Source organism: Arthrobacter sp. MYb23 (assembly GCF_002979775.1).
GTDB lineage: Bacteria > Actinomycetota > Actinomycetes > Actinomycetales > Micrococcaceae > Arthrobacter.
This window is the reverse complement of record NZ_PCPR01000001.1, coordinates 305,827-322,150: the sequence shown is the minus strand read 5'-3', so window position 1 is coordinate 322,150 and position 16,324 is coordinate 305,827. Positions and strand designations below refer to the sequence as shown.

Annotated in this window: 21 protein-coding genes; 11 read left to right on the top strand and 10 right to left on the bottom strand. The window is 61.3% G+C overall.

Features of this window, described 5'->3' with window-relative positions; all coding sequences use genetic code 11:
- The first annotated feature begins 127 nt into the window (after window positions 1-127).
- The gene (locus CQ020_RS24085; protein WP_181151718.1) at window positions 128-499 is read left to right on the top strand and encodes a hypothetical protein; all 372 of its coding nucleotides are present in this window, start codon (window positions 128-130) and stop codon (window positions 497-499) included.
- A gap of 75 nt (window positions 500-574) precedes the next feature.
- Here the strand turns inward: CQ020_RS24085 and CQ020_RS24295 are convergent, their stop codons facing one another.
- The 5 genes from CQ020_RS24295 to CQ020_RS23965 all read right to left on the bottom strand — a co-directional run bounded on the left by CQ020_RS24295 (window position 575) and on the right by CQ020_RS23965 (window position 3,409).
- The gene (locus CQ020_RS24295; protein ID WP_258141661.1) at window positions 575-925 is read right to left on the bottom strand and encodes a DUF5956 family protein; all 351 of its coding nucleotides are present in this window, start codon (window positions 923-925) and stop codon (window positions 575-577) included.
- A gap of 49 nt (window positions 926-974) precedes the next feature.
- Window positions 975-1,418 (bottom strand): hypothetical protein, encoded by a 444-nt coding sequence (locus CQ020_RS01515; protein ID WP_146116595.1) that lies wholly within the window; start codon window positions 1,416-1,418, stop codon window positions 975-977.
- A 224-nt stretch (window positions 1,419-1,642) separates the two neighbouring features.
- A complete protein-coding gene (locus tag CQ020_RS24695) occupies window positions 1,643-1,975 on the bottom strand; it encodes a PadR family transcriptional regulator (RefSeq protein ID WP_105690229.1) in 333 nt (110 codons plus the stop codon).
- Window positions 1,976-2,131: 156 nt separating this feature from the next.
- The gene (locus tag CQ020_RS24290; RefSeq protein WP_146117216.1) at window positions 2,132-2,584 is read right to left on the bottom strand and encodes a hypothetical protein; all 453 of its coding nucleotides are present in this window, start codon (window positions 2,582-2,584) and stop codon (window positions 2,132-2,134) included.
- A 558-nt stretch (window positions 2,585-3,142) separates the two neighbouring features.
- Window positions 3,143-3,409 (bottom strand): hypothetical protein, encoded by a 267-nt coding sequence (locus CQ020_RS23965; RefSeq protein WP_105714876.1) that lies wholly within the window; start codon window positions 3,407-3,409, stop codon window positions 3,143-3,145.
- Window positions 3,410-3,506: 97 nt separating this feature from the next.
- On the opposite strand from CQ020_RS23965, the gene CQ020_RS01500 reads away from it, so the two are divergent.
- A complete protein-coding gene (locus CQ020_RS01500) occupies window positions 3,507-4,277 on the top strand; it encodes a cyclopropane-fatty-acyl-phospholipid synthase family protein (protein ID WP_105690227.1) in 771 nt (256 codons plus the stop codon).
- Between the two features lie 76 nt (window positions 4,278-4,353).
- A complete protein-coding gene (locus CQ020_RS01495; protein ID WP_105690226.1) occupies window positions 4,354-5,013 on the top strand; it encodes a maleylpyruvate isomerase family mycothiol-dependent enzyme in 660 nt (219 codons plus the stop codon).
- On the opposite strand, the gene CQ020_RS01490 is transcribed toward CQ020_RS01495, so the two are convergent.
- From CQ020_RS01490 to CQ020_RS01475, 4 genes are all read right to left on the bottom strand, one after another.
- Window positions 5,010-5,534 (bottom strand): hypothetical protein, encoded by a 525-nt coding sequence (locus CQ020_RS01490; RefSeq protein ID WP_146116597.1) that lies wholly within the window; start codon window positions 5,532-5,534, stop codon window positions 5,010-5,012. The two genes, CQ020_RS01495 and CQ020_RS01490, sit on opposite strands and share 4 nt — an antisense overlap.
- Window positions 5,531-6,214 (bottom strand): hypothetical protein, encoded by a 684-nt coding sequence (locus tag CQ020_RS01485; RefSeq protein ID WP_258141660.1) that lies wholly within the window; start codon window positions 6,212-6,214, stop codon window positions 5,531-5,533. The genes CQ020_RS01490 and CQ020_RS01485 overlap by 4 nt, the downstream gene beginning before the upstream one ends.
- A gap of 95 nt (window positions 6,215-6,309) precedes the next feature.
- Window positions 6,310-6,828, bottom strand: coding sequence for a hypothetical protein (locus tag CQ020_RS01480; RefSeq protein WP_105690224.1), 519 nt, complete (start codon window positions 6,826-6,828; stop codon window positions 6,310-6,312).
- Window positions 6,815-7,306, bottom strand: a complete 492-nt coding sequence (locus CQ020_RS01475; protein WP_105690223.1) for a MarR family winged helix-turn-helix transcriptional regulator — start codon at window positions 7,304-7,306, stop codon at window positions 6,815-6,817. The genes CQ020_RS01480 and CQ020_RS01475 overlap by 14 nt, the downstream gene beginning before the upstream one ends.
- A gap of 62 nt (window positions 7,307-7,368) precedes the next feature.
- Here CQ020_RS01475 and CQ020_RS01470 point away from each other — a divergent pair, with 62 nt between their 5' ends.
- The gene (locus tag CQ020_RS01470; RefSeq protein WP_105690222.1) at window positions 7,369-7,737 is read left to right on the top strand and encodes a VOC family protein; all 369 of its coding nucleotides are present in this window, start codon (window positions 7,369-7,371) and stop codon (window positions 7,735-7,737) included.
- A 26-nt stretch (window positions 7,738-7,763) separates the two neighbouring features.
- On the opposite strand, the gene CQ020_RS01465 is transcribed toward CQ020_RS01470, so the two are convergent.
- Window positions 7,764-8,540 carry an AraC family transcriptional regulator gene (locus tag CQ020_RS01465; protein WP_105690221.1) on the bottom strand — a complete coding sequence of 259 codons (777 nt, stop codon included), beginning with the start codon at window positions 8,538-8,540 and terminating at the stop codon, window positions 7,764-7,766.
- Between the two features lie 38 nt (window positions 8,541-8,578).
- On the opposite strand from CQ020_RS01465, the gene CQ020_RS01460 reads away from it, so the two are divergent.
- The 7 genes from CQ020_RS01460 (at window position 8,579) to CQ020_RS01430 (ending at window position 16,237) form a co-directional block, all read left to right on the top strand.
- The gene (locus tag CQ020_RS01460) at window positions 8,579-9,049 is read left to right on the top strand and encodes a DUF2000 family protein (RefSeq protein ID WP_105690220.1); all 471 of its coding nucleotides are present in this window, start codon (window positions 8,579-8,581) and stop codon (window positions 9,047-9,049) included.
- A gap of 51 nt (window positions 9,050-9,100) precedes the next feature.
- Entirely contained in the window at window positions 9,101-9,466 is a 366-nt protein-coding gene (locus CQ020_RS01455) for a cupin domain-containing protein (protein ID WP_105690402.1), read from the top strand.
- 317 nt (window positions 9,467-9,783) lie between these two features.
- Window positions 9,784-11,448 carry a TROVE domain-containing protein gene (locus CQ020_RS01450; RefSeq protein WP_105690401.1) on the top strand — a complete coding sequence of 555 codons (1,665 nt, stop codon included), beginning with the start codon at window positions 9,784-9,786 and terminating at the stop codon, window positions 11,446-11,448.
- Window positions 11,438-11,650: a hypothetical protein gene (locus CQ020_RS01445; protein WP_105690219.1), complete on the top strand. Its 213-nt coding sequence runs from the start codon at window positions 11,438-11,440 to the stop codon at window positions 11,648-11,650. The genes CQ020_RS01450 and CQ020_RS01445 overlap by 11 nt, the downstream gene beginning before the upstream one ends.
- A gap of 169 nt (window positions 11,651-11,819) precedes the next feature.
- Window positions 11,820-14,039, top strand: a complete 2,220-nt coding sequence (locus tag CQ020_RS01440) for a S8 family serine peptidase (RefSeq protein WP_105690218.1) — start codon at window positions 11,820-11,822, stop codon at window positions 14,037-14,039.
- A 131-nt stretch (window positions 14,040-14,170) separates the two neighbouring features.
- Window positions 14,171-15,043, top strand: a complete 873-nt coding sequence (locus tag CQ020_RS01435; RefSeq protein ID WP_258141658.1) for an MBL fold metallo-hydrolase — start codon at window positions 14,171-14,173, stop codon at window positions 15,041-15,043.
- Between the two features lie 129 nt (window positions 15,044-15,172).
- Entirely contained in the window at window positions 15,173-16,237 is a 1,065-nt protein-coding gene (locus CQ020_RS01430; protein ID WP_258141657.1) for a hypothetical protein, read from the top strand.
- The last annotated feature ends 87 nt before the right edge of the window (window positions 16,238-16,324 follow it).

Genomic DNA, 16,324 nt, shown 5'->3' with positions numbered 1-16,324 from the left:
CGGGAGTAGTGAGGTGCCTAATGCAGAGCCGTGTGGGCGGTGGTCTGGTAGCGTCGGGCAACGAACACTTGGGGGAATATTGGACACCGAATTTGCCAGGGTAAGACCTGATCGACCACTTATAGCCGTGGTCCTGGCTACGATCTTCTGCTCATTGGCAGTTCTGCCCACTATTTTATCCGCTCTTATCGCTGGCGCCACCATCATTTCCGTACTCACCGGGAGCGGAGCTACGTCGAACCAGGCACTGCAAGTCAGCGCAGTCCTGGCAACCTTTATAGCTGGCTTAGTGTCATTCGTGATGATGCGGCGAAGCGTCACCGCCCGAAGAACCTGGGTATGGGCAGGCCTGACCATTGTCCTCGTTGTGGCAGCATCCGCCCCTATTCTTTGGGTAACTGCGCAATCCATCGCCGAGGAGTGGTGCGAATATCAACCCGGCGGCAGAGGTGGCGCCGAAATTCGCTCGTTTGATGAAGTTCCGGCCGTGTGCCGTTAGGCCTTTAGACTACAAAGGCTCGTACCTCGCTTTCCTCCAGGCCCGTTGTTCTTCGCGCAGGCTGAAGGTGCGCGTTCAATCGCGGTAAAAGCTAGCCATGGCCTCTTTCGCCGGACCTGCCATCGTCGACGGACGCAGCCCATTCTCAGGAAGTCCCTCGGGCGTGGCTGCCCAAATGAAACCCCAGAACTTGTCGTCGTCCAGCTCGCAATCGGAGGGGCGTCGGATGAACCAATCGAATCCGCGGGGTCTCGGCGGGATGCCCGCCTCGGCCAAAAAGACATCAATGTCGTCGTTGATAGATGACAGGTCGGCTTCAGTCAGCGTGAATGGCTGCCTTTGTTCTCCACCCCCTGGTAGGCGACGCGCAATAAAACCAAAACGGTCAGGCGACGCTGGGCGTACCCTCTTTGCCTGGCGCAGCACAGTCAGCCAGGGGGCCGTACGGCAGTCGGACACCGAGGATTACTCCCACCTAGTATCCGACGACGGTGGTGCCGTCATCGTGTGTATAGATGACCCGACCCTTTTCGTCCACAGGAAAGGTGTCAATGGTTTTCCCGGTTGCGGTGTCGATGATGACCACAGAGCTAGCGGGCCATGTCGGATCCGGGACGACGTCGTAGGTGGCATCTGCAGCTGACAACTGCTGACCGGCTGCGGCCTTCGACCGATTGAAATAATCCACAATCGTTCCGGTGTTCGTGTTCACGGCGACGATCTCCGGCGGACCAGCCGGGGTGCCGTCAATGTGTGTGGAGTTCCACCAGCCCTCGTAACCAGCTATCCCAACGTCCGCCATCGCAGCCTGCAATTGCGCACCGTCATACGGCCGGTTATCTGCGTTTACCTGAATGCCGCCAGCAACAACAGCTGCCAACACTGCGGTTGCGCCCAGCGCACCTACTGCGAGCTTCATGTTCTCCCCCTTGTTGATACGTGACAGCATGATGCCGCCACGTCTTCTTAGCTCGTAAGACCTAGACGCCGCTGCTGAACACGCCGCGCCAAGCAGGATCGTGGACGGTGGAATTCCCATCCCTGGACCGTCAAGGAGATCAGCTCTCCACTGCTCTTTGCGGTCAGCCCGGAACCTCGCAGGAGTCAGCACCAGACAGACAGCCAGAATTGCCTCACTTAGCGTCATACGGCACCCCATGCACCCTCATGAAAGCCCGGCGACGGCTGTGCATCTAACGCGTTTCGTGACCTTTGCGTCCTAACAAACTCCCCAGCCAGTGGACGCGCTTCGGCAAGAAGGCGGTAGTAGCGCCGACGAGGACCCTTACGCTCTTCCGCTGTTTCCCATTCCCCTTGAACCCAGCCAGCAGCCTCAAGGCGTTCCAAAATCGGATACACCGTACCGGGCTTCTTGCCCGTATCCTTGACGATTTGCAGCCCCCAAACGCTCTCCGCGGACAGTAGGACCTCCAAGACGAGTGCCGTGGCGGGCGTGACGCGCCTCAAGTTCTCCATGGCACTAATCTAGCTATATAGATTTAGAAGTCAATACGATGTAGTTGAACCTTGTTGTGAACCGAAGGGAACGCCACGGCAGCGCATCCGGACCAAGACGTTGAACAGCAGCCGGCCTAGCGCAACGCTCTTAGCCGTCAGCTCTCCCCCATTGCGCTATCCGCAGGCCCAGTCGAAGGTATCGGATTCCAAGTCGAATTGAGCGTTTCCGCCACCGCCGAAGTTAAGGCCCGAGATCTCTTCCAGTTCGAGGTACCAAGGTGTAAGGCCGTCAGGCATTGCTTGGATGGGGAACGACGTTCCGCCCAGGTGGCTCAAGGCGAATAGCGGTTCTGCCCAGTCGGCAAGTCCGTTCCCTGTTGAGGGATTGACGTACCCATCGGGGCCGACCTGATCTCCCCAGAGTTCAACGGGAGCCTTGCCAGAATTTGGATCGGCGCGCGGAATCAGCCAAATGTCGGTGGTCGGCTCGACGTTGTCCCAGGCATTTGTACCTTCCGACTCATCCACGTACTTGCCCTTGGCGCGAAGATCGGGACGAGGTGCCGTCGGACCTGCCGCCAACTCATCATCCGAAAGCCAAACGATCGCATATTCTCCATCGATCACGTCCCTGCGCCTAAGCAGGCCGGGATGGTTCTCGGTTGCTGCAAGGTCACGTAGGAATGGATCGGTTGCTTCAGCGCTCGGGATGGGAGATTTGTCTTCCAATGCGAATTGGCCCTCACCAGCAAATATGGCAATCCCCGGAAACTGTGGCCCGCGCCTTTGGAAGTCTGCGGGTAGCCAGAGAGTCAGCACATGCATCATGGGCAAACCAGTATTGAGGCTTCTTGGCCAGTGTTCCCAACGAACGCCCGGCCCATGGCTTCCTGTCCACCCTGAGGGCGGCTGGCTTGGCAGGGTAGTAACGGCAGTTCCTCCTGGCGCATTGCCAAGGCCATTGCCACAACGAAAGGCCAGGTTCCAAGCGATCATCTCGGTCATGGCACCACCATACGAGGTCAACGATCCAATCCAGACCAGTCGGACTCAAGTTGTGTCCAATGAAGGGTCGGCAAACGGACGTCACTTCGAGTCTGCCAACAGAGCAATTCCAAGACCCCCACACGACCTGAGCGATGATTGTGCCCATGACATCGGATCTTGATTGGACGTGATGGCCATTCACCTTTGCCGCCCAACAGTCACGGTCTTGCCGAATTTGAGAGCTTTGCTGTCTGGCCCGTCGATGGAGTACGTGTCAACTTCTTCCCGGGTCCGGACGCGGTGATATTCGACGTCGACCTCCGGGAACTCGTCAATCAGGCAGCAGTAGACGGCATAGCCCACGTGATGCGAAAGCTCGGAGCAACGCTTCGTCGAGATGTTGTGCTGAGAGACGAAGGTTCGACCGGTGCGCCAGTCATTCGCTTCATTAGTGCAACGGACCATTTTTCACTGAGTTGAATGCGGGGGCACAGCAGACCTGGGGCCCGCCCGGTAGAGGAACTGCAACCGTGCTGCTTCCCTGACGTGAGAACATCGTTGAGTGACCGACAGCACGCTTGAACTGCCTCCCCTCTATGAGTCCTTGACCTGGCTTACGCCGCTCTCCGAGGAACGCGCTGCACACCTTGTGGCGTTCCTGACCGAGCCTGCGCCGGCTGAGGTTCTGGATATGGGGTGCGGATGGGGTGAACTACTACTTCGGGTTTTGACGTCGGCCCCGCAGGCACGGGGACGCGGAGTGGACAGTGCTTCCGCGTCCATCGATCGAGCGAAGCAACAAGCATCGGCTCGAGGGCTGCTCGACAGAGCGACGTTTGATTCGATTCCTGGGCTAGAAGTCCAGGATCGCCCAGCAGACGCTGTCATCTGCATCGGTGCGAGCCAGATCTGGGGGCCGCCGGTAGAGGACGCGCAGCCGCTCGACTACGCCGCGGCCTTGCGCGCCCTTCGAGATCTGGTGCTTCCCGGCGGCCGACTCGTCTACGGCGAGGCGATCTGGTCAGCAACACCTCATCCGGCTGCCACCGCCCCTCTGTCTGGACGTGATGACGAGTTCCTAACAGAAGATGCGTTACGCGAACAGATCCGCGCCGCTGGTTTTGAGGTGGTGGACCAAGAGCAGGCAAGCATTCAGGAGTGGGACGTCTTCGAGGCCGGGTACCGCGCCAGGTTTACCCGTTGGCTGGAAGCACATGATGCCGGCCATCCCGCCGCAGCGCAGGTCCTTCGGCAATATGAGGAACTGCGCGCTGCATATGAAGAGGGCTACCGAGGCGTACTTGGGATGTCGTATTTCTGCCTCAAGGGATAAGAGTCCACTGCGACTCACTGTCACTGAGCCGCTCACGAATTAGAACCACGAAACTTATACAAAGGAAGCAGAAGTTATGGGGAAATTTTCGGACGGCCATCTTTGGACTCTGGTTCATGCTGAGCGCGCCGCGCTGTTGGAGGACTTGATGGGCCTTAGCGCGGAGCAGTGGCGTCACGAGACCCTGTGTGGGCGGTGGGATGTGGAGCAAGTAGTCGCGCATCTCACGGCCGCGGCGAGCCTAAACCAGTGGCGGTGGTTGCGCAGCATGATCGGTGCGCGTTTCCGCTCTGATGTGCACAATCAGCGCAGACTGGAGGAGCATCGCGGTAGCACCCCGGCTGAGACCTTGGACCGGTTCCGCGCCGTCGTCCACAGCAGCATCGCACCATCCTCCGATACTCCGGCTTACCTGGGTGAGGTAGTGGTGCATGCCCAAGACATTCGCCGGGCCTTGGGACTTTCCAGTACTCCAAGCATTGATGCTTTAACACCCGTGGCGGAGTTCTACGCGCGCCGCGACTTTGCGGTTGCCAGCCGCACGCACGCCGCCGACCTGCGGTTGAGGGCGAATGACGGGCCCTTCTCAGCAGGTACAGGACCGCTGGTTACTGGTACCACCGTCGCCCTGGTGATGGCGATGGCCGGACGTACTCCCTACCTTGACGACCTCCAAGGTCCCGGCGTTCCTACCCTTCGCTCACGTCTGGACATCTCGGCCGCGAGGTCCGCTTAGTTACCGGCCCTCGGAGTTCCCTGAACCAACTCCTGGCCCACCGTCGGCCCAGCCGAAGGCGCAGGCACCGACCCCGGCCACTCGCCGTACCTGGCCACGAGATCGGCCCCTCTCAGGCCTACCGCCGAGCCGGCGTACTTCATGGAGCGGAGCCCGAGGCCGGCTAGGGCCGCCGAGGTTGTGTCTGCTGTGCGACCCGCGCCGCTCACTCGCAGCGTGACGTATTTCTCCGGTGCATACTCGTCCTGGGACCACACCTGCGCCAGGACGGAGTCCAGGAGGGCGGCCTCATCACCAGTGAAGGCCTCGGAGACCTCCACATTCACGGAAAGATACGGGGTTGTGCCGTCGTATGCCCTGCCTATACGCGCCGTAACGCCAGGTGTTTTGGCGATGTCAGCCTCGGCCGCGGAAGTGCTGCGTTGAGGCTTCGAATTGTCGGCGGGCACTGTGCATCCGGCGAGCAACGCAGAGCAGAGCAACAGGACTGTGATGCCCACTCCCGGGCGTCGCCCCATCATTTGCCCACGGGATCGAGGTCGGTACGCTCGGCAATGACTATGTCTTTGACGTCAGTAACGTCCGACGGTTCCGGCGCTGGCACAAACAATGCCACGGGAAGGGTGACGTCCGAGCATTCCAAGTCCGGGAGCCCGACTGTGGCTTCAACCCGCATGGTTCCATCGGGCAGCCGCTCCATCCGGTACTCCACGCCGTAGCCCTTCAACTCGGCAGGCACGTCCCCCTCCTCCGAGGACCACCCCGTTGCCTTGCAGCCCCTCACAGCTGCCCGGTCAGGGTTGCCCCGAAAGTCAGGCGTCACGCTTACCGGCAAGAACGGTGTTGGCCCGGGAAGAATGTCCGGGCGCCGTCCCTGTTTGACGTCATCGAATGCCGGCCTCGCAGCACGGCTTCGCGCGTCCCTGCTGGCCGTGTGGACCAGCTCCGGAATGGAGAAATCGTTGATATTGCGGGCCACAGCCTCTGCCTCAAGGAACTTCCTCGTGGCCTGTACCCACGGGGCGGATTCAAGCGCTCCGTTGGGCGCGGCGCCCTGCCACTCCACTGCCGGGTACGGCGGCGCTGGCCGCTTCACAACGCGGCACCCGGCAAGCCCGCCCGCCGTAACAGCGGCGAGCACCATCACCGCTGTAGCCGAAAGCAATCGGTGGTGCCGCCGTCGTAAATCTGTCCTGCGCATTAAATCCCCCAAAGTAGCCCGAACTCTTCCCGGGCACCTTCAACCCTATGCGTGAAGAGGGGAGGCTGCGATGGGCACAGCAATCCATCCGGGATTCAGTCTTTTGTAATGAGCGACGCCGGGGGCTCGGGTACCGCTGCGGGCCACGTGCCGTAGCGGTCGTCCAGGTCCTGATTGGAAAGTTCCAGTGAGGACCCGCCGGCGTACCGTGCAGAGTCGATGCTCAGAGATGCGAGGAGTGCCTTGGTGGTGTCTGCGTTCTGGCCCGGCGCTTCGAAGCTGAAGCGCACCAAGCGACCACGATCCACCTCATTCTGGGAAGCGAGTTGCGCCAAGGAGTAGTCAATGAGAGCTGCCGGGTCACCGGAGAATGCATCTGTCGCGGAGAGGGTCGCGATGACGTATGCGGTGGTGCCGTCCCATGCGCGGGCCGCCCTAAACTCCGCTCCCGGGATTCGGGCAACTGCTTCCTCCGCTGCCTGCATTGATCGCGTTGCGGCGGTGCTTGATGAGGCCGCCGGGGGAGTGGTTTGGTTCTCAGTGATGCAGCCGCCCAGCAGCGTCACGATTGCTACAGCGGCGACGCCGAGCCGGACGGTTTTAGCGATTGTCATTGGTTACGTCCTGGGTGTCGTCGCCCGCGGCATCGCCCTCGGGGTCGCGCAAGGACGCGATCATGCTTTGCAGTGCCTTAAAAGCCGTGGCCTGTTCTTCCTGCGTCATGCCGCCGAGCATCTTGTTCTCGACGGCGCGGACGGCAGCGCTCGCTGTGGCGAGGCTGCTTCGACCAAGGGGAGTCAGCTGCGTGGGAAGGACTTTCCCCACGCGGGCCTCCTCCAGGCGGCTCACATAGCCGTCGCGTGCCAGGGCTTGGAGCAGGACGTTCATGGATTGCCGGGTAACGAAAGCTCCCCGGGCCAGCTCGGAGTTGGATAAGCCCGGGCGCTGCGCCAGGAGTTCCAGGCACGAGTAGTGGGTGATGGTCATTCCAAGGGGCCGCAGCGCTGATTCCATGGAAGCGCGGAGGGCACTCGATGCTTCTTTCAGCAGATACCCCAACGACGTGGTGAGGTCGATCCCGCGTTGACTCATGTCAGTATTCTGACATAGATTGTTCGTGTCAGATAACTGACAAAGAATCGAAGGAGCATCACATGCCCGTCACCGGCCCCGACTTCATCTCACTCCAAGCGCGCGACCTCGACGCGTCCCAAGCGTTCTACGAGCAGTACCTCGGCCTTGTCCGCTCGCAAGCAGGGCCGCCCCACGCCGTCGTGTTCGACACGAAGCCGATCGCCTTCGCGCTCCGCACCATCGCTCCCGGGACGGACCTGACGTCCGTTGATCAGCCGGGAATCGGCGCCGCGATCTGGCTGCACGCCACTGATGTCCAAGCCATCCATGACGCATTGGTCGGCGACGGACACACAATCATCACGGCGCCCATTGACGGTCCATTCGGACGCACCTTCACCTTCGCCGATCCTGACGGCTATCACGTGACTCTTCACGACCGGTCTTAACCGCTACACCCGCGACGGCCTAAGGGTCAGGCGGTGAAAGCCCCCGGCGTCGTTCCGAGGACGCGCCGGAAATGCCGGGTGAGGTGCGACTGATCATGGAAGCCCGCCTCAACAGCTGCTTCTGACGCCGGGCGACCATCCAGCAGCAGGCGTCGGGCACGGTCAACGCGCCGCCCTGTGACATAGCGGTAAGGGGCAATGCCGTAGGCCTTGGAAAATGCGCGCACCAAATGGCTCGGGTGCGCACCCAGTAATTTAGCCGCTTCGGCAATGGTGAAGGACTCGAACAGGCGGTCATCCAGCATCTCGCGCAGCTGGCGTGCCAAGGGGGCATCCCGCGCCGGCGACGACGGCGTTCCCAAGTGTGAACGCACGGATTCCCGGAGAGCCAGAACGCCGCATTCGGCCTCCATCGCGTCCGCCGGCAAGGAAAGTGCCGCGTGGATACCGTTCACGGTTGCCACCGTTCGCGGATCCAGCAGCAGGGGTTGCGCCACTGCGGCCTCCGTTGCCTTGGCAGGCAGCCAGTCCTCGCTCAGGTACAGGACCCGCTTACGGAATGATTCACCCCCGACGGCGGATCTGCCGTCGTGCGGGACATGCGGCGGTAGCAGGGTGATTGAGGCGGGAACCGCCTGATGCTCGGTGCGTCCGAGGTCGTAAGTCACTGCCCCTTTGTCGATCAGAAGCACGGTCCAGTCCTCATGGGTATGGGACGGGTAGCTGTGATCCTCGAACGTTGCATGGAGCACCTCGCGCACATAAGGCACGGCCGGATGCCACGCCTGCACTGAGTTACCCATGCAAGAAATGTACAAGACCAGCGTTCCTGCCTGCGGGCATGCTGGGGTTTATGCAAGAAAACGCGACCACAACCCTTGATGCCCCTTCCTCCGCGACCGTTCGTTTTGACACTAAAGTGGTGGTGGTCCTGAGTGACAACCTTCTGCCGTGGCAAGAGCTCAACGTGACAGCGTTCCTCATGAGTGCCATCGCCACCAGCGCCCCGGGCCTGACGGGGGAGCCCTACCGGGATCGAGACGGGAATGACTACCTTCCCATGCTTCGTCAGCCCGTCCTGGTTCTCACGGCCGGGCAGGAACTCTTGGCGGCAGCACGGGAACGGGCGCTTGCTCGCGAGATCCCCGTCGCCCTGTACACGCGTGAATTGTTCTCCACCGGCCACGACGAAGCGAACCGTGCGGCGGTAGCGGCAGTGGCTGCCCAGGACCTTGACCTGGTGGGAATTGCGCTCCGCGGTCCTAAAAACGTGGTTGACAGGATCGTCAAAGGCGCAAGAATGCACCCGTGAAAAATGCCGGAATCATCTGTCAAAGACCTCAACAGAAAGCACCGATCACCCATGACTCATTTGGTACGCAACATCAACACCGCTCTTGATTCGATCTCGGAACACTGGCAGCCGCACAGGCTGACAAGCATCAACGACTACGACGTGAAAGTGGTGAAGATCCAGGGCGAATTTGTCTGGCACACGCATCCTGACACCGACGAATTGTTTATGGTCATCAGCGGGAATCTCACCATTCAACTCCGCGACGGCGATGTGGTTCTCGGGCCGAATGACATCTACGTGGTCCCTAAAGGAATGGAACACTGCCCCAAAGCTGACAACGAAGTCCAGGCGCTGTTGTTCGAGCCAAAAGGCACCGTCAACACGGGGGACGTGGGCGGTGACATGACTGCCGTGCTGCGCGAACTGGGCTGAAACCAATAAGTGCCCCATCACCCCTTTCCCTAGGGGGTGTAATGCATTACACTCCTATTAGTGAGTGGGCCGGGAACTGTCGGTTAACTGGTATAAAGCAGGTTCGATCCCTGCCCTTGCTGCTTCGATTTATCGTGGCAGTAAGAGATCCGGCGGTTATCAAACATGTCCACTCACATGAAACTGAAAGTGGCGGCGGGCCGGAGAGATTCGGTTACCTCTGTTAAGGACCCAAAGGTGGCGGGTTCGAATCCCGCCCGGAGTACGCTCCGGTAGCTCAGATGGATAGAGCGTTGGGCATCCCGGGACTCACAAACATGCCCGCCGCCACTTTCACCTATGGGAGGATCACTGTGGCCGATGCACTAAGCGCAATTAACCTACGGGCTACGCCCCAGTCGCAGCCCTCCGATTCCCGCCAGGTTCCCAACAACGCTGGCGGTCATGCCTTCACTGTGGCGCCTTTGGAACGCCTGCGCCGCTTTCTGGTGCTCGGCACCGACGGCGGCACTTACTACGGATCCGAACACGCCCTGACGGTGGAAAACGCCGAAGTTGTTCTCGGATGGGCTCGTGAGAGGACCGCCGAACTTGTGGACGAAGTCGTCGCGATTTCCGCGGGCGGGCGAGCACCACGGAACAACCCGGCACTGTTCTGCCTGGCAGCTGCCACGGCTCTGGGAGATCCGGGCGGCCGGCAGGCTGCCTTGGCTGCACTGTCCAAGGTGGCCCGCACCGGAACCCATCTGTTCCTTTTCGCTGGCTATGTTGAGCAGTTCCGGGGTTGGGGCCGCGGTCTGCGCCGGGCAGTGGCTGACTGGTACCTGTCCAAGCCGGTGGATGAGGTGGCCTACCAGGCTGTGAAGTACAGGCAGCGCGGAGGCTGGACGCACAAGGATCTTCTACGCCTTGCGCACCCCTCAACTACAGAGGCTGACCGGAAGCAGCTCTTCGACTGGATCTGCGGCCGTGGAACTGATGGCCCACTGATCGTTGAAGGATTCGAGAAGGCGCAGGTGGCCACCAAGCCCACGGAATGGGTTGCACTCCTGGATGACTACCATCAGTTGTCATGGGAGATGCTGCCCGACGCTGCCCTCCGGGAACCGGCTGTTTGGTCGAAGCTTCTGGACAACGGCATCCCGCAGACGGCACTGATGCGGCAGCTACCGCGGCTGACGCGCCTTGGCCTTCTCGCGCCCATGTCTGAAACGCTCGACGCCGTCACTCGCCAGCTCACGGACAGCACCAGGTTGCAGAAGGCCCGGGTGCACCCCGTCAACGTCCTGGTGGCTGCCCGCACCTACGCCTCTGGTACCTCTGCGCGTGGAAAGTCCTCGTGGGAACCGGCGGGACAGGTAGTGGATGCCCTGGATGCTGCCTTCTACGCGTCCTTTGCTACCGTAACGCCGGCAAACAAGCGGACGTTGCTTGCCTTGGACGTCTCGGGTTCAATGACCATGCCAGTCTCGGGGTTGCCCATCACAGCCCGGGAAGTTTCGGCAGCGATGGCCCTGGTGACAGCCGCAACGGAGCCGAAGACCACTACCCTTGGCTTCACGTCCAACTCGAGCAGTGCCAGGAAGGGATTGTTCCAGCGCAACGTGCCGTTGGATGGGATCTCGCCGCTGCCCATTTCCTCAAGGCAGAGGCTTGATGACGTGCTGAACACCATCTCCGGGCTGCCTTTCGGCGGGACGGACTGTGCGTTGCCGATGCTGTGGGCTGCAGCAAACAAGGTCAAGGTGGACACGTTTGTCATCTACACCGACAACGAAACCTGGGCTGGCCGGATTCATCCACACGAAGCTTTGCGCAGGTACCGGGATTGGTCCGGAATCGATGCCCGGCTAGCTGTGGTTGGCTTGACGGCCACAGACTTCACCGTGGCCGACCCCTCCGATCCGGGCATGCTGGACATTGCTGGATTCGATGCATCGTTGCCCACATTGCTGAGCGACTTTTCGGCCCGTGTCATCTGACTCAAGCATTCAACAGGCACGCGAGCATCACCGACGCGCTGCCGATGCCCTTGCGCTCGCGGAAAGGCATCGGCAGCAGCGGGATGCATTCATACGACGCGCACGCCAAGAGGATCCCGTCCGGTGGTCCTATGGCGCCTTGGCCGCTGCTGTTGGCTGCAGCAAAGAACTGATTGCTGCCATCATCAAGGGGCGCGTCTAGAGTCTCCGAGCTCGTCGGCCCAGACTTTCTGTCGCTGTCATAATCGGCACCGTGTAGCTTTTACAGCCGAGAGTCAGCTTACAATTTCCTGGGGGTCAGCTGGTGGTCTCCAGTTGCCCGCGATCAGCCCGTCATCAGGCTGCCCGCGCTTTCCCTAGGATGCCCGCATATGGTGAAAAACTCCCGACTGCGCCCGCTGAGTTCCATCGGCATAGCAGTAACCACACTTCTTATCAGCGGGGGACTGGCTGTTCAGCCAGCGGCCGCCGCCGATCTTGCCGACCTCATTCCGAGCACCCCGCAGGCCCTTCAGTCGACACCCGAAACGGCTACGGACCAATTCATTGTTGGTCTTCGGGACAACGCTGCCCAAGCGGCTGCAGTGAAGGCCGAAAATGCGGCTGACCAGGCAGCAACCAAACTCGGTGTCTCTGCGGAGAGCTCGCGCCTGAATGCCACCGGCGGGCACGTCATCAAGCTCGACGAGGCCCTCACGCCGTCGGAAGCCAAGCTTTTCGTGGAGACGCTCCGCGCTGATCCGGCCGTCGCTTACGCAGAGCCGGACGCCATCATGCACCCCACGGCACATTCGAAAGACTACGGCTACACGGAGCAGTGGAACCTGTGGGATAACTTCTCCGGCGTCCGCACCCCCGCTGCCTGGAACTACAACCACGGTGAAGGTGTGGTGGTGGCGATCGTGGACACCGGCATCACCAGCCACCCCGAGCTCGATGCAAATGTGCTCCCCGGCTACGACATGATCTCGAGTGCCGCTGACGCACGCGACGGCGACGGCAGGGATCCGAACCCCGCTGACCAGGGAGACTGGGTTCCAGCAGGAGAATGTGAAGATCAGAGTCCCGCTGAAAATTCGTCGTGGCACGGAACACACGTGGCAGGAATTGTGGCCGCAGTTGGAAACAACAGTATTGGCATCAGCGGCGTAGCGCCGAAGTCAAAGATTCTTCCGGTGCGGGCGTTGGGCGTCTGCGGAGGCTACAGCTCAGACATCGCTGACTCCATCATCTGGGCAGCAGGCGGCGTGGTCACAGACCTTCCCATCAACCCGAACCCGGCAAAGGTCATCAACATCAGCCTCGGTGGCGTGGCCACGTGCTCTGCCACCTACCAGAATGCCATCAACTTTGCGTACAACGCCGGCGCGGCAGTTGTGGTCTCAGCAGGAAACTCGAACCGCCCCGCATCAGACATCAGCCCCGGCAACTGCCAGAACGTCATCACCGTGGCGGCGAGCACCAAGTCCGGCGCGCGGGCCGAGTACTCCAACTACGGAAGTGCCATTGACGTGACGGCGCCCGGCGGCGACATGACAACAGATGTCACCGGCGGCATCTTGTCCACGTTGAACTACGGAACCACCACACCGGACGAACCTGCATTCGCCTTCATGCAGGGAACGTCCATGGCGTCACCTCACGTTGCAGGCATCGCGGCTCTGCTCTTCTCGGCCGAAGGCAACACCCTCACGCCCCAGCTGCTGGAACAGCAGCTCAAGGAATCAGCGCGGCCGCTTCCGGCCGGCTGCCCAGCCGGGTGCGGTGCGGGTTTGGTTGACGCCACGACGGCGTTGAAAAAGTTCGGCGGCGCCGCTCCTCTTCCTGCGCCCCATCAAAAGCTCACCGATTTCAATGGTGACGGCACCAGCGACGTGGTTGCTCGTGACAGCAGCGGCGTTTTGTGGCTCTACAAGGGCAGCGGCTACGGCAACTGGCGGGGCCGCACTCAGATGGGCGTCGGCTGGAACGTCATGACCGCGGTTGAAGCGCCCGGCGACTTCAACGGAGACGGCTACGCCGACGTCATTGCCCGCGACGGCAACGGTGTTCTCTGGCTGTACCCCGGCAATGGATGGGGTGGTGTGCTTGGCCGCACCCAGATTGGTGCCGGCTGGAACGTGATGACATCCATCAAGTCAACTGGTGATTTCAACGGCGACGCGACTGCTGATGTTATTGCCCGTGACGGCAACGGCGTTCTGTGGCTGTACCCCGGCAACGGCACCGGCGGTTGGCTGCAGCCCCGCCAGATCGGCACTGGCTGGAACGTCATGACAGCAATCGACGGCGTAGGAGACTTCAACGGCGACGGCAAGGCTGACGTTATTGCCCGCAACGGAGCCGGTGCCCTGCTGCTGTATCCGGGCAACGGAGCCGGCGGCTGGCTTGCATCGGCCCAGATCGGTGCAGGGTGGAACATGTTCAACGCCATTGAAGCTCCGGGCGACTTTGACGGCGACGGAAAGGTGGACGTTCTTGGACGCACCAGCGGCGGAGAACTGATCCTGTACGCAGGTAACGGCTACAGCTGGTGGTTGTACTCCGAGCAGGTCGGCAGCGGCTGGAACACCATGAACGCCTTCCTGTAACACTGGACTCGGCGGCCCGGAAGCAATGATTGCTTCCGGGCCGCTTTCGTTTCCTTCCAGCATCCGCACGGGTTCCGTGGGTAGAGTAGAGGCCTGAAGATCGCCGGATTGCAGTGGATACGGAGCACGAATTGTCAGCTTGGCTAGAACTCGGACCGGACAACTACGTCTTGGAAACCGAGGGATCGTTACTCAATACCGGGCTGGTGGTGGGCTCTGAGCTCGCCATGGTCATCGACACCGGCTGCGGCCCGCGCCAAGGCCGCGAGATCCTCGCTGCAGTCCGCGAAAAGACCCAGCTTCCGCTGGTTGTGGTGAACACCCACGCCCACTACGACCACTTCTTTGGTAACGCAGTATTTGCGGACGACGGCGTGACCGAGTTTTGGGCGCACGCCAACTGTGCGGCCACTATTGAACGCGACGCCGATAACCAGCGACGCTTCGTAGCCACCAACGAACCCGAGATGGCAGCGGGGGAGGGCGACGCCGTCGACGTCGTTGTCCCCAACGCCCTGGTCCACGATCAGCCTGTCCTCGTTGACCTCGGCGGCATCGCGGCCACGCTCTTCTACCTTGGCCGGGCCCACACAGACGGCGACCTCCTTGTTGGCACCAGTTCCACCCTGTACGTGGGCGACCTGGTGGAACAAGGTGCGCATCCGTCGTTTGAGGACTCGTACCCGGAAGAATGGGCGGATGCGCTGCGGCACATCTCGGCCCTGCGCCACCGCTACGAATTCCTGGTTCCGGGGCACGGCGAACCTGCCAGCGATGAGTTCGTCAAAACCATGGCTGACACCATGGGCACGGCGGTCAGGCAAGCGACGCAGTCCATTCGCGATATGCCGTCCGACGCCACAAAGGCCATTCCTGTACTGCCTTATGGCCCGGAACAATCACGCTGGTTTATCAAAAGGCTTCAGGAAACCAACGCCCACGGGCGTTCCTCTGTGGCCACTCCGGACTTTGGACCGGAAAAGACAGGCTTTTATCCTTCGTAAAACAAGGTTCCTTACAAATTTGTCATTTTGTTTACTCCCAACCATGGACTAACCGCGTGATGCCGTCCTAGGATGAAGGCGACCAATGGTTCGCGACTACCTGGGGGTGTCGAGATGAAGGGTTCACGCGTGTTTCCGCGTGCTACCAGCATTCTCCGCTCCGTCATGGTCGCAGGCGCTGGCACGGCAATCTGGATGGCACTCTCCGCTTCGGCGGCCAGTGCAGACACCGGAACCTCTGACAAAAACCTCTTAGGCAGTGTCACGTCCTCAACGACCATCAGTGTTCCGGTGCCGAATGTACCGCTGCCGAACGTGGTCAAGGAACTAGTACCCACCAACCAGATCAACGTCCACGTGCCTGCCGTGACACCCCTTGTGGAACATCTTGGCGGCACGGTTGATCAGGTGGTTTCTGCCGTGCCGGTGGCCAATCAATTGGTTCCACCGGACACTGCAGGAACCGTGGTGAATACGGTGACCACTCCTGTCACTAACACCGTGGACAACACCGTCAATGTAGTTGTACCGCCGGTGAATCAGCTTCTGGAACCCGCTCGGCTGGAACCAGTCACCAGCGTGGTCACCCCGATCGTGGATCCCATTGTTGGCGTGGTGGACACCGTACTGGCTCCCGTCGACGCCATCGTCCCGCCGGTAGCTGTTCCGCCGGTAGCTGTTCCGCCTGTTCCGCCTGTGGCAGTTCCGCCGGTGGTGGCGCCTCCCTCCGCGACGCCTGAGACTCCCGGTGTGCCGGGCTCCGACGTTCTTGTTGTCCCCGCAACGGCTGATGCTGGCACCGCGGCGACTACCGGCGTCGTACATTCCACAGTTCTTGAGACCGGCAAACCGGGGCTGAGTGCGACCGCGCCAGGGGTGAACGCTGGCATTTCAGCGCTGCTGAATCCCGCACGAAACTTCGGTCCCACAGGGATCACCGCGGTGCTCGGCGGAACCTCCTCACCCGCCGATCCCGCCTCGCCCGCGGACCTCCCTACAGACCCCGCAGCCGTGCCCGGCAGCCTCACGGGAGCCGGCTCCGGGAACTCCCAAAACGGTCCGCCGAGCCCCGCAGCAGCATTCCTGCAGGGAGCCTTGATCATTCCCGTCGACGCTCTGCCCGGCCTGGCAACTGCAGGCGATGAACAACATCCAAAGCCGGTGTGCTTCGATCCCGGCTCCTCTCCTGACTAGTTCCCCGGCCAGCCGCGCAGCTCTTCGCGGCAGACGGTCATTCGGGCGATCCGTCACTCGGACGTCCTTGGGAACAACGTCTTCAGG

Coding starts and splice junctions, on each gene's coding strand:
- CQ020_RS23965 (WP_105714876.1), bottom strand. CDS start 3,409: ATGGTCCGTTGCACTAATGAAGCGAATGACTGGCGCACCGGTCGAACC.
- CQ020_RS01460 (WP_105690220.1), top strand. CDS start 8,579: ATGCTGGGGTTTATGCAAGAAAACGCGACCACAACCCTTGATGCCCCT.
- CQ020_RS01455 (WP_105690402.1), top strand. CDS start 9,101: ATGACTCATTTGGTACGCAACATCAACACCGCTCTTGATTCGATCTCG.
- CQ020_RS01485 (WP_258141660.1), bottom strand. CDS start 6,214: ATGCGCAGGACAGATTTACGACGGCGGCACCACCGATTGCTTTCGGCT.
- CQ020_RS01495 (WP_105690226.1), top strand. CDS start 4,354: ATGGGGAAATTTTCGGACGGCCATCTTTGGACTCTGGTTCATGCTGAG.
- CQ020_RS01450 (WP_105690401.1), top strand. CDS start 9,784: ATGCCCGCCGCCACTTTCACCTATGGGAGGATCACTGTGGCCGATGCA.
- CQ020_RS01470 (WP_105690222.1), top strand. CDS start 7,369: ATGCCCGTCACCGGCCCCGACTTCATCTCACTCCAAGCGCGCGACCTC.
- CQ020_RS01440 (WP_105690218.1), top strand. CDS start 11,820: ATGGTGAAAAACTCCCGACTGCGCCCGCTGAGTTCCATCGGCATAGCA.
- CQ020_RS01490 (WP_146116597.1), bottom strand. CDS start 5,534: ATGATGGGGCGACGCCCGGGAGTGGGCATCACAGTCCTGTTGCTCTGC.
- CQ020_RS01475 (WP_105690223.1), bottom strand. CDS start 7,306: ATGAGTCAACGCGGGATCGACCTCACCACGTCGTTGGGGTATCTGCTG.
- CQ020_RS01480 (WP_105690224.1), bottom strand. CDS start 6,828: ATGACAATCGCTAAAACCGTCCGGCTCGGCGTCGCCGCTGTAGCAATC.
- CQ020_RS01465 (WP_105690221.1), bottom strand. CDS start 8,540: ATGGGTAACTCAGTGCAGGCGTGGCATCCGGCCGTGCCTTATGTGCGC.
- CQ020_RS01515 (WP_146116595.1), bottom strand. CDS start 1,418: ATGAAGCTCGCAGTAGGTGCGCTGGGCGCAACCGCAGTGTTGGCAGCT.
- CQ020_RS24695 (WP_105690229.1), bottom strand. CDS start 1,975: ATGGAGAACTTGAGGCGCGTCACGCCCGCCACGGCACTCGTCTTGGAG.